The sequence below is a fragment of the Microbulbifer pacificus genome (assembly GCF_002959965.1).
Lineage (GTDB): Bacteria > Pseudomonadota > Gammaproteobacteria > Pseudomonadales > Cellvibrionaceae > Microbulbifer > Microbulbifer pacificus_A.
In genome coordinates this window covers 1,396,022-1,417,708 of record NZ_PREV01000026.1, presented here as the reverse complement: position 1 = coordinate 1,417,708, position 21,687 = coordinate 1,396,022, and the positions used below count along the sequence as shown (strand labels likewise).

General features: G+C 59.2%; 19 protein-coding genes. 12 read left to right on the top strand and 7 right to left on the bottom strand.

Features of this window, described 5'->3' with window-relative positions:
• Positions 1–174 precede the first annotated feature (174 nt).
• Positions 175–2,097 (bottom strand): biosynthetic arginine decarboxylase, encoded by a 1,923-nt coding sequence (speA, locus tag C3938_RS06350; RefSeq protein WP_105102351.1) that lies wholly within the window; start codon positions 2,095–2,097, stop codon positions 175–177.
• A gap of 323 nt (positions 2,098–2,420) precedes the next feature.
• Positions 2,421–3,107, bottom strand: coding sequence for a DUF6515 family protein (locus C3938_RS06345; RefSeq protein ID WP_105102350.1), 687 nt, complete (start codon positions 3,105–3,107; stop codon positions 2,421–2,423).
• Between the two features lie 226 nt (positions 3,108–3,333).
• On the opposite strand from C3938_RS06345, the gene panC reads away from it, so the two are divergent.
• From panC to C3938_RS06325, 4 genes are all read left to right on the top strand, one after another.
• A complete protein-coding gene (gene panC, locus C3938_RS06340) occupies positions 3,334–4,182 on the top strand; it encodes a pantoate--beta-alanine ligase (protein WP_105102349.1) in 849 nt (282 codons plus the stop codon).
• 33 nt (positions 4,183–4,215) lie between these two features.
• Complete coding sequence (gene panD, locus C3938_RS06335; protein WP_105102348.1) at positions 4,216–4,605, top strand: aspartate 1-decarboxylase; 390 nt, start codon at positions 4,216–4,218, stop codon at positions 4,603–4,605.
• A 452-nt stretch (positions 4,606–5,057) separates the two neighbouring features.
• Positions 5,058–6,923: a GNAT family N-acetyltransferase gene (locus tag C3938_RS06330; protein WP_105102347.1), complete on the top strand. Its 1,866-nt coding sequence runs from the start codon at positions 5,058–5,060 to the stop codon at positions 6,921–6,923.
• 3 nt (positions 6,924–6,926) lie between these two features.
• Entirely contained in the window at positions 6,927–7,853 is a 927-nt protein-coding gene (locus C3938_RS06325) for a histone deacetylase family protein (protein WP_233998688.1), read from the top strand.
• Positions 7,854–8,049: 196 nt separating this feature from the next.
• Here C3938_RS06325 and C3938_RS06320 read toward each other — a convergent pair whose 3' ends face one another.
• Positions 8,050–8,403 carry a cupin domain-containing protein gene (locus tag C3938_RS06320; protein WP_105102345.1) on the bottom strand — a complete coding sequence of 118 codons (354 nt, stop codon included), beginning with the start codon at positions 8,401–8,403 and terminating at the stop codon, positions 8,050–8,052.
• A gap of 294 nt (positions 8,404–8,697) precedes the next feature.
• Between C3938_RS06320 and acs the strand changes: the two genes are divergently transcribed.
• From acs to C3938_RS06295, 5 genes are all read left to right on the top strand, one after another.
• Positions 8,698–10,635 carry an acetate--CoA ligase gene (gene acs / locus C3938_RS06315; protein ID WP_105102344.1) on the top strand — a complete coding sequence of 646 codons (1,938 nt, stop codon included), beginning with the start codon at positions 8,698–8,700 and terminating at the stop codon, positions 10,633–10,635.
• Positions 10,636–11,017: 382 nt separating this feature from the next.
• Complete coding sequence (locus tag C3938_RS06310) at positions 11,018–11,869, top strand: universal stress protein (protein WP_105102343.1); 852 nt, start codon at positions 11,018–11,020, stop codon at positions 11,867–11,869.
• 49 nt (positions 11,870–11,918) lie between these two features.
• Positions 11,919–12,392, top strand: coding sequence for a YciI family protein (locus C3938_RS06305; protein WP_105102342.1), 474 nt, complete (start codon positions 11,919–11,921; stop codon positions 12,390–12,392).
• Positions 12,393–12,416: 24 nt separating this feature from the next.
• Positions 12,417–12,833 carry a hypothetical protein gene (locus tag C3938_RS06300; RefSeq protein ID WP_105102341.1) on the top strand — a complete coding sequence of 139 codons (417 nt, stop codon included), beginning with the start codon at positions 12,417–12,419 and terminating at the stop codon, positions 12,831–12,833.
• Between the two features lie 88 nt (positions 12,834–12,921).
• Entirely contained in the window at positions 12,922–13,299 is a 378-nt protein-coding gene (locus C3938_RS06295) for a VOC family protein (protein WP_105102340.1), read from the top strand.
• Between the two features lie 55 nt (positions 13,300–13,354).
• Here the strand turns inward: C3938_RS06295 and C3938_RS06290 are convergent, their stop codons facing one another.
• Entirely contained in the window at positions 13,355–13,921 is a 567-nt protein-coding gene (locus C3938_RS06290) for a PadR family transcriptional regulator (protein ID WP_158681589.1), read from the bottom strand.
• A 390-nt stretch (positions 13,922–14,311) separates the two neighbouring features.
• Between C3938_RS06290 and alaE the strand changes: the two genes are divergently transcribed.
• From alaE to C3938_RS06275, 3 genes are all read left to right on the top strand, one after another.
• A complete protein-coding gene (alaE, locus tag C3938_RS06285; RefSeq protein WP_105102338.1) occupies positions 14,312–14,884 on the top strand; it encodes an L-alanine exporter AlaE in 573 nt (190 codons plus the stop codon).
• Positions 14,885–15,332: 448 nt separating this feature from the next.
• Positions 15,333–16,631, top strand: a complete 1,299-nt coding sequence (locus C3938_RS06280) for a response regulator (protein ID WP_105102337.1) — start codon at positions 15,333–15,335, stop codon at positions 16,629–16,631.
• A 99-nt stretch (positions 16,632–16,730) separates the two neighbouring features.
• Positions 16,731–17,084 carry a DUF4870 family protein gene (locus C3938_RS06275; protein WP_105103249.1) on the top strand — a complete coding sequence of 118 codons (354 nt, stop codon included), beginning with the start codon at positions 16,731–16,733 and terminating at the stop codon, positions 17,082–17,084.
• Between the two features lie 127 nt (positions 17,085–17,211).
• Here C3938_RS06275 and C3938_RS06270 read toward each other — a convergent pair whose 3' ends face one another.
• The 3 genes from C3938_RS06270 to C3938_RS06260 all read right to left on the bottom strand — a co-directional run bounded on the left by C3938_RS06270 (position 17,212) and on the right by C3938_RS06260 (position 21,515).
• Positions 17,212–18,480 carry a DUF945 family protein gene (locus C3938_RS06270; protein WP_105102336.1) on the bottom strand — a complete coding sequence of 423 codons (1,269 nt, stop codon included), beginning with the start codon at positions 18,478–18,480 and terminating at the stop codon, positions 17,212–17,214.
• Positions 18,481–18,585: 105 nt separating this feature from the next.
• On the bottom strand, positions 18,586–19,506 hold the full coding sequence (locus C3938_RS06265; RefSeq protein ID WP_105102335.1) for a hydroxymethylglutaryl-CoA lyase: 921 nt from the start codon (positions 19,504–19,506) through the stop codon (positions 18,586–18,588).
• Positions 19,503–21,515, bottom strand: coding sequence for an acetyl-CoA carboxylase biotin carboxylase subunit (locus tag C3938_RS06260; RefSeq protein WP_105102334.1), 2,013 nt, complete (start codon positions 21,513–21,515; stop codon positions 19,503–19,505). Before C3938_RS06260 ends, C3938_RS06265 begins: the two co-directional genes overlap by 4 nt.
• Between the last annotated feature and the right edge of the window lie 172 nt (positions 21,516–21,687).

Below are 21,687 nucleotides of genomic sequence, written 5' to 3'. Positions count from 1 at the left end.
ATCAAAATTGAAGGCAAAGTGCCGGGTATTGGTTTTCGGAAGCGTCGCAAACAGGATGTTTGCGCCGCAGCGCCCAGGGATGGGTTCACAGCGGTTCCGAAAACCAATACCCGGCACTTGGCCGCCACCGGACCAGCGGAAGAACCCTCCACTGGCCCAGCAGAAAACAAACGATCACTTCTCGAAGTAGGTATACCCACTCATGCTCGCCGTATACGTGTGCAGAATTTCCTTACGCTGCTGCGCGGTAATTCTGCCACTCTTCACTGCGCTCTCCGCCAGTTTGCGGAAACGCTCGAACAGATCCTGCGGCGAGTACTCCACATAACTCAGCACATCGGCAATGCTGTCACCGTGAATCTCACGGCTGTAATTCACATGGCCGTCTTCCTCAATGTGCACACTCACCACATTGGTATCGCCAAACAGGTTGTGCAGATCGCCCAGGGTTTCCTGATACGCACCGACCAGGAAGGCACCGAGAATATACTCCTCGCCTTCCTTCAACGCGTGCAGCGGCAGCGTCTTGCGCACATCCTGACGGTCGATGAAACGGTCGATCTTGCCGTCGCAGTCGCAGGTAATATCCGCAATGATCGCCGAGCGCGTTGGCGCTTCGTCCAGACGATGCACTGGCGCCAGCGGGAACAGCTGGTCAATCGCCCAGATATCCGGCAGTGACTGGAACACGCTCATGTTCGCGTAGTAAATATCCGACAGCACCTCCGGCAGTGCCTGCAGATCCAGCGGGATACTGTCCACTTCATCCAGCAGTTTGCGGATCTTCTGTGCACACTGCAAAAACAGGTTCTCCGCCAGTGCGCGGTCGCGAAGACTCACTTGACCGTGCAGGTACAGCGCGCGAATCTCATCGCGGTAGTAAAGCGCGTCGTTATAGCTCTCCTGTACATTCTTCGATGTCACCGTCTTCAGCGCATGCTGAAGATACTTCAGCATCGGATGCGAATCTTCACCGATACGGTCTTCTTCCAGCTCGATAGGCTCAAAGCTGGTGGTGTCGAGAATGTTGAACAGCAGCACCGAAGAATAGGCTACCGTCGCGCGGCCCGACTCGGTAATGATCACCGGGTGCTCTACACCCTCGCTGTCCAGGGTGCCCATGATGGCTTCCACCACGTCCACACAGTACTCGTCCAGAGAGTAGTTCTTGGAGTGGGTGTAGTTGGTCTTGGAACCGTCGTAGTCCACCGCCAGGCCGCCGCCCAGGTCGAGGAAGCCCATGGCCGCGCCCTCTTCCACCAGATCCGCATAGTAGCGGCAGGCCTCCAGCACACCGGTGCGGATGTCGCGGATGTTCGGCACCTGGGAGCCCAGGTGGTAGTGCAGCAGTTTCAGGCAGTGCAGCATGTTGTGGTCGCGCAGTTTGTCCACCATCGCGATCAGGTCGTTGCTGCCGAGGCCGAAGATACTGCGGTCGCCGCTGGTGGCGTTCCAGTAGCCGCCCACCTTGCTCGCCAGCTTCACGCGTACACCGATATTGGGTTCCACCTGTTCGCGCTCGGCGCAGCGGATAATGGTGTCCACCTCGGAGGGTGTTTCCACCACGAAGAACACCTGCACGCCGAGCCGCTGGGCCTGCAAACCCAGGTTGATGAACTCCTCATCCTTATAGCCGTTGCACACGATCAGTGCCTCGGTGTTGTCGAGGATCGACAGCGCTGCGATCAGTTCCGCCTTACTGCCCGCCTCCAGGCCGTGACCGAACTGGCGTCCGACCTTGGCGATCTCCTCGATCACCTGGCACTGCTGGTTCACCTTGATCGGAAACACACCGCGGAACTTGTTGCGGTAGCCACAGCTCTCGATCGCGCTGCGAAACGAGTTGTTGATGCGCGCCACCTGGGCTTCCAGCAAGTTCTCGAAACGCACCAGCAGGGGCATGCCGAGACCGCGCTCGTTGGCGCCGTGGGCGATGTCCATCAACGATACAGAGTGCGTCGTACCAGCGGTATTGGTTACCTGAACCGTGATTTCACCGGCGTCGTTCAAATTGAAATAGCCGGCACCCCAATTGCGGATACCGTAGAGATCTGCGGAGTCTTCGCAGGTCCAGTTTTTGATCTGTTGCTGTTTCATGGCGCCTCGTTCGTGAAATGAGGGACGGTAAGGATATTCAGGGGCGCGAATCTTGGGGCCTGAGTATGTGGAAAGCAATAACTATAGAAAAGAAAAATGGCCGTTTTTTAAAGGATAAAACTAAATTTTTATTCGGTTTGTTAGTCCAAAATGAACTATAGAGCCGGGAGTGTGCCACCCCAATAGGAAAAAGCTTTCGGTACGGTAATAAAAAAGGCGACTCCGAGGAGTCGCCAGGGGCAATAACCGAATATCTATCCGGTCGTTGGGGTTGGGTGTGACAAACTGTCCCGTGATGCAGCGCGCGTACCGGGAGGTACCATTCAGATAAAGCCGGGGTTGGCGACCACCAGATAGCCGCGGCGGTGGTTGTCCCAGCGGTAGTAGGTGTCGTAGGCCACGAAATAGCTGAGACCGTTGAAGCTGACGCTCACCGCGGTACCCGGCAGGGCCTGTACAAAGGCGCCGACCGGTGCCTGTGCAACCACATAACCCGCGCCGTAGGGGCGGTAGAAGATCCCCTCACTGAAGTAGTAGCCCAGGCCGCCAAAGGTGAGGCTCACGTAAGTTCTGGGCAGACGTGTCCAGCGGTAGCCGTATCCATAGTGCGCCGGGCGGTAGCGGTGTTTATGCGGCAGATGCACCGGGCGGTGGGGCTTGTGGTGGCCGTGCCCGTGTCCGCGATCCCTGTGATCGTGACCGCCATGGCGATTCTTGTCATAGCGAGAATCGTATCCCACGTACTTCACGAACTTGTGGTCGTCCTTGTCCTTGTGGTGGTTGCCGCGATCTCCGCGCTTGTCATCACGGCGGTCATCGCGTTTATCTTCATACCGGTCTCTGCGCCGGTCTTCGTGCCGCTTCTGTTGGCGGTCGCCGCGTTCGCGCGCTTGCTGTGCGAACTTGCGGCTGTGGTCGTTGCTGTGGTGGCGGTCGTCCCGGTCCGCCAGCGCCGGAGCCGCACAGAGCAGCAGGCTGGCGGCGGCAAAGGCTGAGATCAGTGTTTTCATGGTCGCTCTCCACGGCCGCCTGGGCGGCATCAGTGTGTTTTCGCTTACTGTGGGAGCCATTCTGTTCTCTGCACACTGAATCCTTCCTGAATCATCATCATTTTTTTGTCGAGACGATGAGAAAAACCGAATTCAACTGCGGTTTTCGCAGCCCGCCGCGTATTTGTTCCCACCCGCCCCCGGGGGTAATATGCCGCCCGTAGCAACCTCTGGCGGAACTCCGGCAATGCAAGTCTTTCACCATGTGACCAGCCTGCGCGAAGCGCTGACCGCGGCTCGCCGCGACGGCAAGACCGTTGGCTTCGTGCCCACCATGGGCAACCTGCACGACGCGCATATCGAGCTGGTCAAGCGCGCCCAGCAATTGTGTGACGTGGTGGTCGTATCCATTTTCGTCAACCGCCTGCAATTCGGTCTGAATGAGGACTGGGACAAATACCCGCGCACCATGGAGCAGGATATGGCGCGCCTGCGCGGCGCCAACTGCGATTTCCTGTTCCACCCGGACGAGAGCGAGATCTATCCCAACGGCATGGACCAGCAGACCAAGGTGATCTGCCCGGCGATGACCGACGTGCTGTGTGGGGCCAGTCGCCCGGGGCACTTCGAGGGTGTGACCACGGTGGTGGCGAAGCTGTTCAATATCGTGCAGCCGGATAAAGCGATTTTCGGTATCAAGGATTTCCAGCAGTTGGCGGTCATCCGCCGTATGGTGGAGGATCTGTGCATGCCGGTGGATATCGTAGCGGCTCCGGTACACCGCGAGGCGGATGGCCTGGCGATGAGTTCGCGCAACGGTTATCTCACCGAGGAAGAGCGGCCGAAGGTGGCGATTTTGAACCAGGCGTTGAACTGGGCACGAGGGGAAATTGAAAAAGGCCGGCGGGATTTTGCTGCGCTGGAGGCGGAATCAAAATCCCGTATTGCGAATGCGGGTTTCCGGGTGGATTACTTTTCCATCTGCAACAGCCGCGATCTGCAACCGGCGGCCCACGACGATCGCGAAATCACCTTGCTGGGTGCGATGTACACGAGCAGTGCGCGCCTGATCGACAACGTTTCTCTGAAAATATAGTTTCCCTGAGTATGTAACGGGAGGTTTCTGCTGATGCACATCGAAATGCTGAAGGGCAAGCTGCATATGGCAGCGGTGGCCCAGGCGGAGCTCTGGTATGACGGTTCCTGTGCGATCGACGAAGATCTTGTGGAGCTGGCGGGCCTGCGGGAATTCGAGAAAATCGATATCTACAACGTTTCCAACGGCGAGCGTTTTCACACCTATGTGATTCTTGCCGAGCGCGGCTCTGGCATCATTTCCATGAACGGTGCGGCGGCGCGGCGTGTTCAGGTGGGTGACCGTGTGATCATTGCGGCCTATGCACAGATGTCTGAAGCCGAGGCGGAATCTTTCAAGCCCAAGCTGGTTTACTTGACTGAGAAAAACCGGGTTGAGCGGAGTACCAATACCATTCCTGTGCAGATGGCTGAGCCTGCTTGATTTTTTGGGGTTCAGTGGTTCCGTATTTGAAGCTGGTCCGGTGGCGGCAGAGCGCCGGGGATTGGCTTTTGGAACCGGGCTAGGCGCCCCCCTTCAATACGTCCCTGTACGCTGCGTCGCAAACATCCCTGTTTGCGACGCTTCCAAAAGCCAATCCCCGTCACTCTACCTTCCATTCGTAGTTTTGCACTTCGTTAGCTATTTCAGATCAGAGCGCTGTAGTTGAAGTTAAGGCCAAGTGCCGGGTGGACGTTTTCAGGAGCGTCGGCGACATGGACGTCGCCGACGCAGCGTACAGGGATGTATTCACAGCGGTCCTGAAAACGTCCACCCGGTGCTTGGCCGCCACCCAACTTCCTTAGAGAGGACCAAGGATGAGGGGACTAGGCTTGTGACCACAAAGCCACCCGCCTACCATGAAGCCATCACAAGGTAGGAAGCCAGCCAGAACAATGTCATCCCTCTCCCACCCCAAAACCGGTGACCCGATTTCCTGGGATCAACTGCTAAAAAGCGGCTGTCGGATATTTCTCGGGTCCCACGCCGCCGTTCCCAACCAACTGATGGCCGACCTGATCGCCAATGGTCGCACTCTCAACGACATCGAAGTTACACAGGTATTTACCCTCTCCGACAACTTTTGGGCCGAGCGACAATACGCCGGACTGTTTACCGTCAATGCCCTGTACATCGGCGGAACCACGGTGCGCAACGCCGTCGCTGAAGGGCGCGCGGACTACACGCCCACCTTTCTTTCGGAAGTGCCAAAACTGTTCAGTGATCATGTTCTGCCACTGGACGCTGCACTCATCATGGTCAGTCCACCGGATGAGCTGGGCTACTGCTCCCTTGGGGTCAGTGTGGATGTGGTCTCCTCTGCGGTAAAGCATGCGAAAACCGTCATCGCCCAGGTCAACCCGAGCATGCCTCGCACCAACGGCCACAGTTTTATTCACCGCGATCAGATTCACGCATGGATGACCGCGGACGCGCCGATTCCGGAATCGCCACCGCCGGAAATGGATCAGGCCGTTGAACAGATCGGTCAATACGTATCCGTACTGGTGGAAAACGGGTCGACACTGCAGATCGGCATGGGCAAGGTGCACGATGCGGTACTGCGCTATTTGGGGAACCACAAGGATCTCGGCGTGCACTCAGAAATGATTTCTGATGGCGTTGCACGCCTGATGAAAAGTGGCGTTATCAACAATCGCAGGAAAACCTTCCACAGAGGAAAAACTATCACCAGCTACTGCATGGGGTCGAAAATGCTGTACGACTTTGTCGACGGTAACCCTCATGTGGAGCTGTATCCCGCAGAGCATGTCAGCTCGCCGGTCAATATTTCCCGCAATGAAAAAATGGTCGCCATCAACAGTGCCATCGAGGTTGATCTGACCGGGCAGGTGGTTTCCGATTCCATCGGACGCTTGTTGTACAGCGGTATCGGGGGGCAGGTGGACTTTATTCGGGGTGCGGCCCTGAGCAAGGGCGGAAAGCCGATAATCGCGCTCCCCTCGACCGCGCGGGATAAAAACGGGAAGTTGATTTCCCGCATCGTTGCCTCTCTTACCCCCGGAAGTGGCGTGGTTACATCGCGCGCGCATGTGCACTACGTTGTTACCGAATACGGCATCGCTTCCCTGCGCGGGAAAAGTATTCGCGAGCGGACTCTGGAAATGATCCGGATCGCCCACCCGGAGTTTCGTCGTGAGCTCCTGGAAAAAGTGCGGGAGTTTTACTGGGTACCTGAATATCAGGAGCAGGCACCTACCTCGATTCCCGAACTGGGACCGGTCGAGCAGAAAAAATATATTTTCGGCGGCATTACCTACACGCTGCGTCCGCTGAGGCCAGCAGACGAGAGACTGTTGCAGGAGTTTTTTTACACCCACAACAAAGAAACCCTGTTGATGCGCTACAACCACCACGTAACGCAGATGTCCAGGGAAAAATCCTGCAGTCTGGTAAGTGTCGATCAGGGGCGTGATCTCGCATTGTGCTTTACCGACCGCGATGGCGCCCGGGAAGTGATCCAGGGGGTGGGGCGGTATTATTTTTACGAAGCGGACAACAGTTGCGAAGTGGCTTTTGTTATCAAGGAGAGTCGGCGTGGCAAGGGTATCGCGTCTACGCTCCTGAAAGAAATGGAAAGCATTGCGCGCAAACGTGGTATTTCCAAAATGTTCGCCTGTGTGCGTCGTGACAATAAGCCGATGTTGTCGATTTTTGAAAGCAATGGCTTTTCCACGCGCGCCGGCGACAGTATGGACGAACTTTATTTGGAGCTGATGCTCGACGGAGAAAAGGACTGAGTCATGGCCAATGTAGGATTCTTCTCCGACCCCGCTTGTCACCGCCACGATATGGGCGATGACCACCCCGAGAGTCCCGCGCGTCTCGACGCGATTCAGGACCAATTGCTCACCAGTGGCATGGAATATGTGTTGCGTTTCTTCGATGCGCCCCAGGCTGCGCGAGAGCAGCTTGAGCGGGTGCACACCGCGGCATACATTGAATCCATTTTTACGCGGGTACCGCTTGAGGGGGTCGAAGTTCTCGACGAGGACACCCGCATGTGCCCGTATTCACTTACGGCCGCGCTGCACGCCGCCGGCGCCGGTATCGATGCGGTCGATCGGGTGATGGCAGGTGAAATCCATTCCGCGTTCTGTGCCGTGCGCCCTCCGGGCCACCACGCCGAGCGCGACAAGGCGATGGGTTTCTGCCTGTTCAACAACATCGCCATCGCCGCCACCCACTCCCGCGAGCACCATGGTCTTGAGCGCGTCGCGATCCTCGACTTCGACGTCCATCACGGCAACGGCACCGAAGATTTTATCGCCGGCCGCGAGGGCTACCTGCTCTGCTCCAGCTTCCAGTCCCCCTATTACCCCTTCACCGGAACCGGAGCGCTGCCCGACAATATCGTTAACACTCCCCTGGAAGCCGGTGCCGGCGGCGATGCACTGCGCGAAGTGGTACAGCAAGACTGGCTGCCGGCCCTGGAAAGCTTCCGGCCGCAAATGCTGTTCATCTCCGCCGGTTTCGACGGTCATATCGAGGACCCCATGGCACAGTTGCGCTTCCGGGAGGAGGATTATTTCTGGGTGACGGAAAAACTGCGGGAATACGCCGACCACCATTGTGAGGGACGACTGGTGTCCATGCTGGAGGGAGGTTACGCGCTTTCCGCATTGGGGCGCAGCGTGGTCGCGCATCTAAAAGGACTAATCGGCGGTTAAGAGATCGAACGCTCAAAACGTGAAGATAGGGTGGAGTAGCGGGTGCGGGTTTTCAGGAGCGTTGGCAACAGGGATGTTGCCGACGCAGCGTACAGGGGCGTATTCAAAGGGGGGGGGGCGCCTAGCCCGGTCCCGAAAGCCCGCGCCCGCTACTCCGCCGCCACAGAACTGGCAACTAGATGCCTCGGAGCAAGAATCACTCCTCATAAATCGAATAGAACTTTTTCACCGAACCGATCGTTTCCCAGGTCCCGGTAAAACCGGCGGGAATACAGAACGCATCGCCGGCCCGAACCCGCTCACTGACACCCTCGGCATCCGTAATGACCGCTTCGCCCTCGATGATGTAGCAGAATTCATCCTCGGTGTAAGTGAGCGACCACTTGCCCGTATCCGAAGCCCAGATACCGCAGAAAAAGTTCTCTTTCCGGTTGGTGAAGAAGTGCTCCGTCCACTGCTGTGGACTCCCCGCCAATATCTTCTCCGGTGCCACCGGCCCCGCCTCACGCGCAGCTGCTCCTTCCACAATCCGCAATAACTTCGCCGCCATATGGCCTCCTCGGTGCTTGAACAAAAATGTGATCACTAATTGCCAGCATTTTGCCTGTCCAGACTAAAAAAGGCACGGGATTCCAGACTCAGGGTGGGAAACCAAAAAGTTGTCAGGCTATGATGGTACGACAGGACTAGTGACAGCGTTGTCATTCAGCGGCTGCCAGTGGTATAACTTATCGGGATTCGTGCACCCGCATTGACTGATGGTGCACACAGCGATGTCTGCCGCCAACGGGTCTCAAAGAGTGGGGCCGCGCAGCACCCGATAATACTAATAAGGGAGAAAACGATGTCTGAAGTGCACACCTATCCGGTGCCCGAAACCTTTGCCGCGAATACCCTCGTCAATAACGACGACTATCAGCGGATGTACCGCCAGTCGGTGGAAGACCCGCAAGCATTCTGGTCCCAGCAGGCCAACGACTTCCTGCAGTGGAGCAAGCCCTTCACCAATGTGGTGGAAGAGGATCTCAGCAAAGGCCACGCCGCCTGGTTTGCCGACGGCGAACTGAACGTCTCCGTCAACTGTATCGATCGTCACCTGCCGGCCCGCGCCGAGCAGACTGCCCTGATCTGGGAAGGCGACGACCCCGCCGACAGCAAGAACATCACCTACCAGGAATTGTACGAACAGGTATGCCGCCTGGCCAACCTGTTGAAGGCCCGTGGCGTGAACAAGGGTGATCGCGTGTGCATTTATATGCCCATGATCCCTGAAGCGGCCTACGCCATGCTCGCCTGTACCCGTATCGGCGCCGTGCACTCGGTGGTGTTCGGTGGTTTCTCCCCCGATTCGCTCAAGGACCGCATCCTCGATTCCAACTGCCGCCTGGTGATCACCGCCGATGAAGGCGTGCGTGGCGGCCGCAAGGTGCCGCTCAAAGCCAACGTCGACAAGGCTCTGGCTCACTGCCCCGATGTGCATACCGCTATCGTGGTCAAGCGCACCGGAGCCAATATCGACTGGGACAGCAAGCGCGACATCTGGTACGCCGAATCCGTTGCCGGGCAAAGTACTGACTGTGCGCCGGAGCCGATGAATGCGGAAGACCCGCTGTTTATCCTCTACACCTCCGGCTCCACCGGCAAGCCCAAAGGCGTGCTGCATACCACTGCCGGTTACCTGCTGGCTTCCACCATGACGTTCAAGTACGCCTTCGATTACAAGGAAGGCGATGTGTTCTGGTGCACCGCGGATGTGGGCTGGATCACCGGCCACAGCTACATCGTATACGGCCCGCTGTGTGCAGGCGCCATTTCCCTGATGTTCGAAGGCGTGCCCACCTATCCGGATGCCTCGCGCTGCTGGCAGGTGGTGGAAAAACACAAGGTAAACACCTTCTACACGGCCCCTACTGCGATCCGCGCCTTGATGGGCGCCGGTGATGACTTCGTCACCAGGTGCGACCGCAGCTCCCTGAAACTGCTGGGTACCGTAGGCGAGCCGATCAACCCCGAGGCCTGGGAGTGGTACTACCACGTGGTGGGTGAGAAGCGCTGCCCGATCGTGGATACCTGGTGGCAAACTGAAACCGGTGCCCACATGATCACCCCGCTCCCCGGTGCCACCACCCTCAAACCCGGTTCGGCCACACGCCCCTTCTTTGGTGTGCAGCCGGCGCTGCTGGATGAGAAGGGGCAGGAAATTGAGGGGCAGGGCGAAGGCGCACTGGTGATGAAGGCCAGCTGGCCGAGCATGATCCGCAGTGTGTACGGCGATCATCAGCGCATGATCGACACATACTTCTCTACGTTCCCCGGTTACTACTTCACCGGCGACGGTGCGCGCCGCGATGCGGATGGCTACTACTGGATTACCGGGCGCATCGACGATGTGCTGAACGTCTCCGGCCACCGTCTGGGTACCGCGGAAATTGAGAGTGCGATTGTGTTGCACGAGGATACCGCCGAGGCGGCGGTGGTGGGTTATCCGCACGATATCAAGGGGCAGGGTATTTACTGCTATGTGACCCTGAAGAACGGTCGCGAGCCTTCCGAGGAGTTGCGCAAGGAACTGATCGACCTGTGTGTGAAGGAGATCGGCCCCATTGCCAAACCCGATATCATCCAGTGGGCGCCGGGCCTGCCAAAAACCCGCTCCGGCAAAATCATGCGGCGCATTCTGCGCAAGATTGCGTGTAATGAGCTGGATTCACTGGGCGACACTTCGACGCTTGCTGATCCTTCCGTGGTAGATGAACTCGTGGATCACCGGGCCAATAAATAGATTTGTGCCCGTCATCGGGTGCTCTGTTGTGGGTCCAGTGCTTCCCCTTCAGTTTTCACTCCCCGACTTCGTAAGCGCGTAAGACTCGCTCCTCGCCAGCTCACGAAGTGCTTTGCTAAATGCGAAGGTGGAGTGCCGGGGATAGCTTTTCGAAAGCGTCTGCGACAAGGACGTCGCCGACGCAGCGTTCAGGGATGTATCCCCAGGGGGGCTAGCCCGGTTTCGAAAAGCTATACCCGGTGCTCCACCGCCACCGAACGACAACAGTGCATACCTCAATCCTTCAATATGCGAATTGAGCTGAACCCAAGACAAACCCAAGATCCGGTGATTTAATTACCTCTAAAGGTATTAAGTTGATCCCAGCAGCACCGGAGGCCGCATGCAGAATATTCTCGTCATCCTCGACAAGCCCAAGCACGAACAGGTAGCGCTGGAGCGGGCGTTGGAACTGGCGAAGAAATCAGGGGCGGCGCTGCATCTGGTCAGCGTGGTTTACGAACCGGTGGTCTCCATATCCCTGCTCGCTGGCTCCATTCTCAATATCAGCGGGGAAATGAAAAACGCGCGCAGTCAGTGGCTGCAAGAGCTACAGCAGCAGCATACACTGCCCGCCGGCTCGACCGCAGAAGTGGTTTGGCATCACGACATTCCCTTCTGGACCCTCGAATACCTCGACGCAAATGATTGCGATCTGGTGGTGAAAACCGCGCAGAAACAATTCGGCCGCGGCGGTTTTGGCTCCATCGACTGGCGCATGATCGAAAGCCTCCCCACCCCCCTGTGGCTTGCTGTCAGCACCCATTGGGTCAAGCGCGAGCGCATTGTCGCGGCCCTCGACCCCGCCGTTGACAACCCCCTGCATGTAGCGCTGAATCATCGGGTGTTGCACCTCGGCGGCACACTCTCCCAGATACTGGAAGCCGAACTTGAGTCCGTTGCCTGCGTGCCTGTGCCCAGTGAAGTTGCAGACCTCGCGGAGTTTCGTGAACAGGCCGGGGCGTTGCTCCAGGCGGTGGACAAAGTCATCGCCGATAGTGGCATCACCTGCAGCCGAACGCACTTTGTTACGGGCAAACCCGCCGCTGAAGTCAATCGTGTGGTGGACCGCAACAAGGCGCGGGCCATTCTGGTCGGGCGCGGGGTGCGCAAAGGCCCCAAGGGGTTTGTACTTGGGAATACCGCCGAGCGAATCCTCGGCCGCGCGAACACCGATGTGCTGATTGTGCCCTGATCCCAGTTCGTACCCCGGAAGATATAGAGAACAATAAAAGAGCCAAGCCATGAATATTCGTCGCGCTACCGCCCTGATCCTGACCCTGATGTCACTGTCGACTGGTGCATTGTCAGCGGAAGTTACCAAAGAAAAGCCGGCCTTCGATCCACAGCTGGCAAAAGAACTGGGCGCCGATGAGTACGGTATGCACAAGTATGTGATGGCGCTGCTTAAGGCCGGCCCCCATCGCGATCAGGACCCGGGCACGGCTGCGGAGCTGCAACGGGCGCACATGGCGAATATCCAGAGGCTGGCAGATGAGGGCGTGCTGGTACTTGCGGGCCCGTTTCTTGATGGCGTTGAGTTGCGCGGAATCTATGTATTCGACGTGGATACCGTGGAAGAAGCGCAGAAACTGACGGAAACCGATCCCGCGGTACAGGCCGGGCGACTGGTGATGGAGTTGCACCCCTGGTATGGTTCCGCCGCGCTCAAGAAAATCAATCAACTGCACGGCACCCTCGCCAAGCAATCGCCGTAAGCGGTAACCGGGACAGTCACTATCGTGAATGAACAGCAGTACCTGTGTGAGCACTACCGTTTCAACGCCGAGCAGCGCCTGAAGGCCTTCAACTTTTTTGTGGTGCTGTCCATGTTTGTCGACGGTGGTGTATTCACCGCGGTTGAAAAAAGTTTCCACCCCCTGATCGTGATGCTGCTGGGCGGCTTTGTGGTCATTGTGTCCGCGGTATTCTGGGTGATGGACCTGCGCAGCCGCCAGCTGTTGAGCCTGGCGGTACCGGGGTTGCGCGCCATGGAACAGCAGTTGCCGGAACAGGCACGGGTATTTACCCGCGACCTGAATTCCCACAGCCGCTTTATCCGTTACACCTTTGCCATTCGCGCGCTGATTGTGGGGCAGCTCATCTGCGGCACCGCGGTGGTACTGTATGGTCTGATGTCGTACTCCGGCTCCCTGTAGATTCCTGTTTTCTACTCATCTCCTCCCGTTCCCCCCGCTTCTATACTGAGTGTCCGACACACCACCAGGTTGGCGACAGGAGATTCCCATGCTGGACCATATCGGTCTGATTGTGCACGACTACCAGCGCAGCAAAGCGTTCTATCAGGCTGCACTGTTACCGCTCGGCTATGAGCTGGTGATGGAGATGGGTGACTGGGCGGGTTTTGGCTGGGGTGGTAAGCCCCAGCTGTTGATCAAGGGCGGCTCCAGCACTGCGCCGGCCTTGCATATTGCGTTCAGCGCGGAAGATCGGGATACGGTGCACGCGTTTTATGACACGGCACTGCAAGCCGGAGGCAAGGATAACGGTGCACCGGGATTGCGACCGGAATACCACGATCACTATTACGGCGCCTATGTTCTGGACCCGGATGGGCACAACATTGAGGTCGTGTGCCATATTCCGGCGGATGCCTTCCAGTAATCCATACGGGTTATCGCGCGGACACGGGAGCCGCTGCAGTGAAGCGACAGTCCGGTCAATGGGCGTTGGGTTCGCTTCCCTCAGCGATCTCCCTGTCCAGTTTCACCAGCAGTTGCTCCGCCCAGCGCAGCCACGTTTTTTCTGTTTCAATACCCAGCAGCAGCGGCTGGTGGGATATCCACAACTTTTGTTGCTGTTCCAGCGGGCGCCGGTAGAAGCGGGCGTTCTGCGTCTCATAGGTGGTGAGCTTGTGGCGGTGCTCCTCGATGTGGCGCTCCAGTTCCGCGCGCATCTGCGCCAACGGCAGGTGGTGACCGGCGAATACCTGGATCAGGAAGGGGTCGCGGATCTTCTGCGCGGCCGCGGGCTTCGCCGCCCAGACTTCCAGTGCCTGGCGTCCCGCGGCCGTGAGGCTGTAGACTTTTTTGTCGGGACGACCGTCCTGCACCTCTTCCACACAATCCAGCAGCCCCTCCCCATGCAGTTTGTGTAACTCCCGATACATCTGTTGGTGACTGGCGCTCCAGAAGTGGTTGACGCTGCGCTCGAAGCGGCGTTTCAGGTCGTAGCCACTGCCGGGTTCGATGTCCAGCAGGCTCAGTACGGCAAATCTCAGTGACATGGTTCGGGCGATCACACAGGGTGGTAGTAAGAAACCTGTTGCCGGAGACGGAATCGCCGCCGGTGCGCAGCCTGGTTTCGTGTGCCCCGCAGTGTACTGGCTCACCCCGTCCGCTGACATGGGCGCCGCCGACCAGAAGTGCATCCCATGGGGATGGGTAGACCGGTAATTCCTGTTATCTATGAGAAACCTTCTGGCAATGGTCGAAAGTTAGGATGAAAAAGAAGGCTTAAACAAAAAATTAATATATGACCACTAGTATTTGTTGCGCCGGTGGATATAATCGCCGGCGCCACCAAAAGTGGTTGAATAATGTGCAATTACCGCCCCCAGAGCAGTTTCGCGGCCGTCCGCCACAAGCGTACGCCGCCTACCAGGTCACCCGTTACCATGTCGCCGCAATCATTGTCTCAGGCCACCGACGCCATCCCCGTATCGCCACCCGTCATGGTGCTGGAAGACGAACAGCCGGTTGAGACTCCGCAATCCACCAACACCCGACTCAACCGGCGTCGCAATCGCCGCACCCGCTGGAATGAGTGGCTGCTGGATGTATTCGCCATGAACAGCTTCTCCTGGGCCATTGCGATTCCGATTGAGGTGATGCTGGCGGGTATGAGCTGGAACGAACACCTGAAGGTGCGCCTGCTGGCGGTCGTATTCAACACCCTGATCGCGCGTCCGTTCAGCGTGTATCGCAACTGGGTGGTGGCGCGTATTGGTCGCGGTGGCGCCTTCCGCAACTACGCCCTGGACACCTTCGTTTTCTTGAGCTTCCAGTTGCCCCTGTACATCCTGAACATGGTGCTGGGCGGGGCTTCCAGTGGCGAAATTGCCACGGCGTGTATCACCTTTATGTTGATTGCCGGTGCCCTGGGGCGTCCCTACGGTATGTACCTCGACTGCCTGCGTCACCTGTGGCTCGAGCGGCGGACGGCGGCGGATAGTGCCGTCGCCAACTGAGAGCGTGCTTCGCCGCCAACGGGGCGCGCTTGACTTGGATGTGCCGAGTCACTAAAAAGGTCGCGGGCCTTTGCCTGCGCCATTGGAATTTATGGCGTAGAATTGTCTTGTGTCACCGGATGCTTTCCTTTAGAAACCATCTGGGAACAAGGAGCCCCTTGGACACGAGCTCTGCCCGTTAGGTTGTGACAGGCAGAACAGAATTCCGGATAACCGTATCTGACGCCATGAAGGGCACAGAGGTTATCAGCAAGGAATTTGGACCGGGTCGCAGGATTGACCCGAAATTTACCCATGGTTACAAGGAAGGTACGCCATGACCTACTGCCGTTCGGCGAGTAGTCGCCACACTAGTACAAGCTCTGGACCCAATCCCCCGTCCCGCCGCTCCCTGGCGCCAGGGCTACCGCAGATTACCCAATTCGCTCTGTTTTTCGGAACCCCGGCGGTGGTATTCGCTTTTCCCGGGGAGTCCCTGTTACTGGAAACCCGGCTGCCGCTGGTGTGGGTACTGCTCGCCAGTCTCGCGGCCATAGCCAGTGTGGTGGCGTGGTTGCGCCTGCGTGCCCGGCTGCAGGCATCGGCGCAGGCCAGCGGCGCCCGAGTGGTTGATCTGCAGGCTGAGAATGCCAAGCTGTTCCGCCAGGTACAGGCGCGGGTGCACGAGCTGATGGAGCGCGACCGGCAACTTGAAGAGGCCCGGGTGTCCGCGGAACAGGTGGACGAAGAGCACCGGGATTTCCTCTCACTCAGTGGCCATCGTATGCGCAAACCACTGGAGACGCTGGTCAGCACCATGAGTCTGCTGGCGCGCGGCGGCGATGCAGAAGCGCGCCAGCTGGCGGAAGCCGCTCTCGCCCAGTGCCGCAACCTGCGCAGCTGTATCGAGGAGATTCAGCGCGCCGGGCAGGGTACGCCCGAAGCCCCGGGGGCTGCCGCATCGGGGCGCATGGCGGCCGGTGAAGATACCATGCGAGAGCTGCATGTGTTGTTGGTGGAGAACGATTCCCATCCCAGCCTGCGTCCGCGCCTGGAGGCCTGCGGACACAAGGTGCGCCGAGAAACCAACGGTGTAGACGGCGCTGAGGCCGCGCTCAGGGGCAATTTCGATCTGGTGCTGATCGACGTGCGGCTGCCGTTGATCGACGGAGTGGAAACCGCACGTAAGATCCGCGGAGAGCTGGCCAACGACAGCCTGATCATCTTCGGCATGCTCGACCGGCTGGACCCGGGGGACAAGGAGCGCTATGCGGGGCGCGGTCTCTCCGGCGTGCTGCCATCGCAGCCCAGCGACAGCCAGCTATTGCAGCTGTTGAATTGGGTGGAACAGAAAACACGCAGCCGCGCCACTGGTAACGGCAAACCCGCCCGCGCCGCCAAGGTACTCAATGCCAGTACTCTGGAGCGCCAACGTGACACCCTGGGCCACCTCGCCTTTGCCGAGCTGCTGGGCGATCGCCTCGCCAACTTGCCGAAAAAGATTACCGCCTTCACCAGCGCGCTGACCGGCCGCCACTGGCTCGACGCCCAACACCAGGCCCAGGCCATCGCCGCCGAAGCGGAAAGTGTCGGGCTTGAAGTGGTGGCCAGCCGGCTCAAGGCCCTTTCGGCGCGGTTGTCCATCGACAGTGAACGGGACTATTGCCGCCACCAGCGCACAGAGATACTGGGGTTGATGCGCAACTCCATTCAGCAGCTGAAAGCCTGGCGTGAGAATAATGTCCATACGGAGTGGGCGTTGAGGTAAACACCGCGATAACCGCGACCGGCTGTGGCTGGGTGCGGTTATCGCTGCCGCAAAATACGCCTACACTTAGCGCTCACGTTCACAATGGAATCCCTGCCCATGTCTGAGCAGTACCCCGCCCCTCAACAGGCCGAGCGCGAACGTGCCGGCCGCGACATCGCCACCCTGGTGTATTTGATCCAGGCCATCAGCTTGTTTACGGCGGTGCCCTTCTTTGTGGGTGTAATCATCAACTACGTCAAGCGCGGTGACGTGCGCGGTACCTTGGCGGAATCCCATTTCCGCTGGCAGATACGCACTTTCTGGTACAGCTTGCTGTGGTTTGTGATCGGTTGGGCCACCGTGTGGATTCTGGTGGGTTTCGCCGTGTGGGCGATCAGTTGGGTCTGGATGGTCTACCGCGTGATTCGCGGCTGGCTGACGCTTGCGGATAACCGGCCAGCCTATTCATAGGTCCGCGGGTGTAAGGAATGCAAAGTAACGCCGGAAAACGGCGAGACAAACCCGAATAGAAATTTGATGTGAGAAAACGTTGAGCGGCCCCAAGGCCGCTCTTTTTTTATGGTTCCTTGGCCGGGTTTCAGAAGCCGCTGGTCATTGCAAGCAGGAACAGATCCGCCGGCAGTAGCTGGCCGTTCACCTGCAGGTTGCCCCGGTCCAGTTGCAGGTGCATGTTCAGCTGGCCATTTTGCTCTTTCAGAAACCCGTACTGTTTCAGAGCGCTGGCCTGCATGATCAGTGGTGACTGCAGCATCGCCTGTTCGGCGCCACTCAGGTTGGCGCTGCCGTTGAGATAGTCCAGCCAGAACAGCTTGTCGTTCTGCGCCGGGCGTTTTTTCGGCATGCCCTTCCAGTCCACATCCAGTTGCAGTTGCATTGGACCGTTGGCGGTGGCGATATCCAGTTGCTGTTGCATTTTCAGCGGGCGATCGAACACCTGCGGCCAGCGGCGCTGGGCCGACGGGGTCAGCAGCAGGCTGTACAGGTAGTGGTGCAGGTCGTCGTAGCCGATCGCCGGCAGGTTGATCTGCTGGGTCAGGCTGCTGGCAGGGGTGGAGGACTGGATTTCCGGCAGCTTGAGTTCGGTCTGCACATGCAGGGTGCGGTCGGCCACCAGTTCACCGGTGTAGGCGAAGGTCACATCGCGCAGCTCCAGGGGGCCGGAATCGTTATTGGCGCGCACCAGCGGCAGCGTGAGCTGCAGGGTGCCGGCACCACTCGGGTCCAGCTTGAATTCCCCGCGGCCTGACTGCAGGTACAGTGCCTCGCGGTGGCCATCCATACGCACGAATTCGCCGAGCTTGAAGCTGCTGTCCTGCTGCCGCCCCTGGAAGTCGGTGACCAGTCGAATACTGGCTCCCTTGAAGCGGATTTGCTGATCGCCCTCGTTGCGGTCGATGGGCAGCAGGCGCAGGGTGTTGGTCACGCGGTTGTTGGCACCGACCAGTGTCTCCACGAGGATCGGGCTGTTTTGGAGCCCCGGACCCAGGTCGTCTAGGGAGCCGTAATAGGCCTCCAACTGGCGACGCAATGCCGGTTCCAGCTCGTTCCCGGTGAGACGCGTTTTCGCGTAGAGCACGCCGATACGGGGCCCGCGGCTTGTGAAGAGCACCGGGCCGTGTTTGATCTCGGTAAAGGTTTCGGTGGCGCCATCCTTACCCTTCAGCAGGGCCAGGGCCTCGGCGCTGAACCAGCCGCGCTGGTAGCCGGTCAGCTCGATATTGGGCTGGCTGGCCAGTTGCTGTTGCAGCACTTCTTCAACCTTGGGGCCGAGCAGGCGCGGGGCAATAATGGCCGCGAGCAGCAGCAGGGCAGACAGGGCGATGAGGATATAACGTAGGGCTTTCATGTTTCGGTGAAATCTTCGAGTCAGATCGAGGGCAAATAAAAACGGGCGTTCCCCGGTTTATGGAGAGCGCCCGATGTTAGCAGATCGAGAAGAAACCAGAGACCGCTAATCCCCTTTTATCGTTCCGCTCTCGCCGGCAATGGCCCTGGCCACTTTTGAGTTGCTTTCGCGCCCCAGCGCGCGGGAGATGAAGTTGCCTGCCGTCGCGAGCCGGCCCAGGTCCACACCGGTGTGAATGCCGAGGCCGTCGAGCATATACACCACATCCTCACTCGCCACATTGCCGGACGCGCCGCGGGCATAGGGGCAGCCGCCGAGGCCCGCCACAGCAGAATCCACCACCGTCACGCCCGTTTGCAGCGCCGCGTAGATGTTGGCCAGTGCCTGGCCATAGGTATCGTGGAAGTGCACAGCGAGTTTTTCTATGGGCACCTGCCGGGCCACGGTGTCGATCATATGGCGAGCCTTTTCCGGGGTACCGACACCAATGGTGTCGCCGAGACTGATCTCATAGCAGCCCATATCCAGCAGCGCGCGGCTCACTTCCGCAACCTTTTCCGCACGGATCTCGCCCTCGTAGGGGCAGCCGAGCACACAGGAAACATAACCGCGCACCGGAACACCGTCGGCGCGGGCCTGCTCCGCCAGCGGCCGGAAGCGCTCCAGGCTCTCCTCGATGGAGCAGTTGATATTTTTGCGGGTGAAGCTCTCGGACGCTGCACCGAACACGGCGACTTCATCCGCACCGGCATCCCGCGCGCGCTCATAACCGATCATGTTGGGGGTGAGTGCGCTGTAGATGACACCGGGTTTGCGCTGGATACCGGCGAGCACTTCTTCGCTGGCCGCCATCTGCGGTACCCACTTGGGACTGACGAAGCTGCCGGCCTCGATCACCCGGAGACCGCTGTCACTCAGCAGATCGATCAGTTGTACCCGGGTCTCAACCGATATCGGTTGCTTTTCATTCTGCAGGCCGTCCCGGGGGCCCACTTCGACGATCTTTACCCGTTGCGGCAGGCTCATTGGGCATTCCCCTGTGCTTCCTGGGGGGCGAAGTCGATCAGCAGGCTGCCGCCGTCCACCAGTTCTCCGGCGGCGCAGAAGAACTGGTTCACGGTACCATCGGCGGGCGCGCGCAGTGTGTGTTCCATCTTCATTGCCTCCATCACCAGCAGTGGCTGGTCTTTTTCCACCGTCGCCCCAGGTTCCACCAGCAGGGTGACGATGGTGCCGTTCATCGGGGCTTCCAGTCCGTGCGCGGCGTCCGCACTCTCGCCGATATCCGCCGAAAGGATTTTGAAGTCCAGTTGTTCGCCACTGATAAACACCGTGCCATCGTCGCCGTTGGCGACACTGGAGTAGTTCACCCTGCGGCCGTCCAGCACCGCGACATTCTGGCCGTGGGGTACGGCGATGGTGCCGCTCTGTGCGTCCAGCGCTGCGCTGCATTGCCACTGCAGATGGGTCGCGTCACCGGCAAAGCGAATCTCGATTTCTCGCCCGTGCACTTCCACTTTCTGGGTGCGCCACAGGGTCAGACCGTTGCGCCAGTTGCTGCCACTGTGCCATGGGGAAAAAGGATCGGCCTTGGGGGCGGCGCGGTGCTGGGCGCGGGTCTCTCGGTGGTGCAGGAACGCGGCCATGGCGGCGCACTGCTGCGAGCGCAGCTGTTGTTCCTGCTGGAGAATTTCCTGTTCGTGATCGCCGATAAAATGGGTGCTGACACGGCCGTTCACAAACGCGGTGTGATTGATCACCCGACGCAGGAATTCGATATTGTGGCGCAGCCCGGCGATCTGATACTGCTGCAGTGCGCGGTCGAGTTTGGCCAGCGCCTCGCGCCGGTTGCGCCCATGCACGATGAGCTTGGAGATCATCGGGTCGTAGTGCACGCTGATTTCGTCGCCGGTCTGTACACCGGTGTCTACACGCACGGATTTGTCTTCCGCCGGTGGTTGGTGCCGCAGCAGTTTGCCGGTGGACGGCAGGAAATCGTTATCCGGGTCTTCCGCGTAGATGCGCACTTCGAAGGCGTGGCCGACGATGTGCAGGTCTTCCTGCTCCAGCGGCAGGCCGTCGCCAGCGGCGACCGCCAGCTGCCAGGCCACCAGATCCTGACCGGTGATCATCTCGGTAACCGGATGCTCCACCTGCAGGCGGGTGTTCATTTCCATAAAATAAAATGCGCCGCTGGCATCCAGCAGGAATTCCACGGTACCGGCTCCCACATAGCCGATGGCACTCGCGGCACGCAGGGCTGCTTCACCCATTTTCCTGCGGGCTTCCGCAGACAGGCCGGGAGCCGGTGCTTCTTCGACCACTTTCTGGTGGCGGCGCTGTACGGAGCAGTCGCGCTCGAACAGGTACACACCCTTGCCCTGCTTGTCGCAGAACACCTGGATTTCCACGTGGCGGGGATTGACCACGTAGCGCTCGATCAGCATGTGGTCATCGCTGAAGGCGTTTTGCGCTTCGCGCTTGGCGGCGGCGAGGGCTTCGTGGAAGTCCTTGGGGTTGTCGACCCGGCGCATGCCCTTGCCACCGCCACCGGCGGCGGCTTTGAGCAGTACGGGGTAGCCGATGCGATTGGCGTGGCCTTCGAGGATGCCGGGATCCTGGTTGTTACCGTGGTAGCCGGGTACCAGCGGTACTTTGGCTTCTTCCATGATGCGTTTGGCGGCGGATTTGGAACCCATGGCTTCGATGGCGGCGGCGGGTGGGCCGACAAAGATGATGCCGGCTTCTTCACAGGCGCGACAGAATTTGGCGTTTTCGCTCAAGAATCCGTAGCCGGGATGGATGGCGTCGGCGCCGGTCTGCTTGGCGGCGGCGAGGACTTTGTCGATGTCGAGGTAGGATTCCCGGGCCGGTGCGGGGCCGAGGTATACGGCTTCGTCGGCCTGCTGGACGTGCAGGGCGTTGGCGTCTGCGTCGGAGTAGACCGCAACGGTAGCGACGCCCAGACGGCGCGCGGTACGGATAATACGACAGGCAATTTCGCCGCGGTTGGCGATCAGCAGTTTGCGAATCATGGCTGGCTCTGGTTTTTCATCGCTGAGTTTGGCTTGTGTCACTGCCTCGGGAACTCTGTCCTTCGGCCGTGGCAGCCAGTCGCCGGGAGTGGGTTTTCAGGACCGCTGTGAATACATCCCTGTACGCTGCGTCGGCAACATCCCTGTTGCCGACGCTCCTGAAAACCCATCC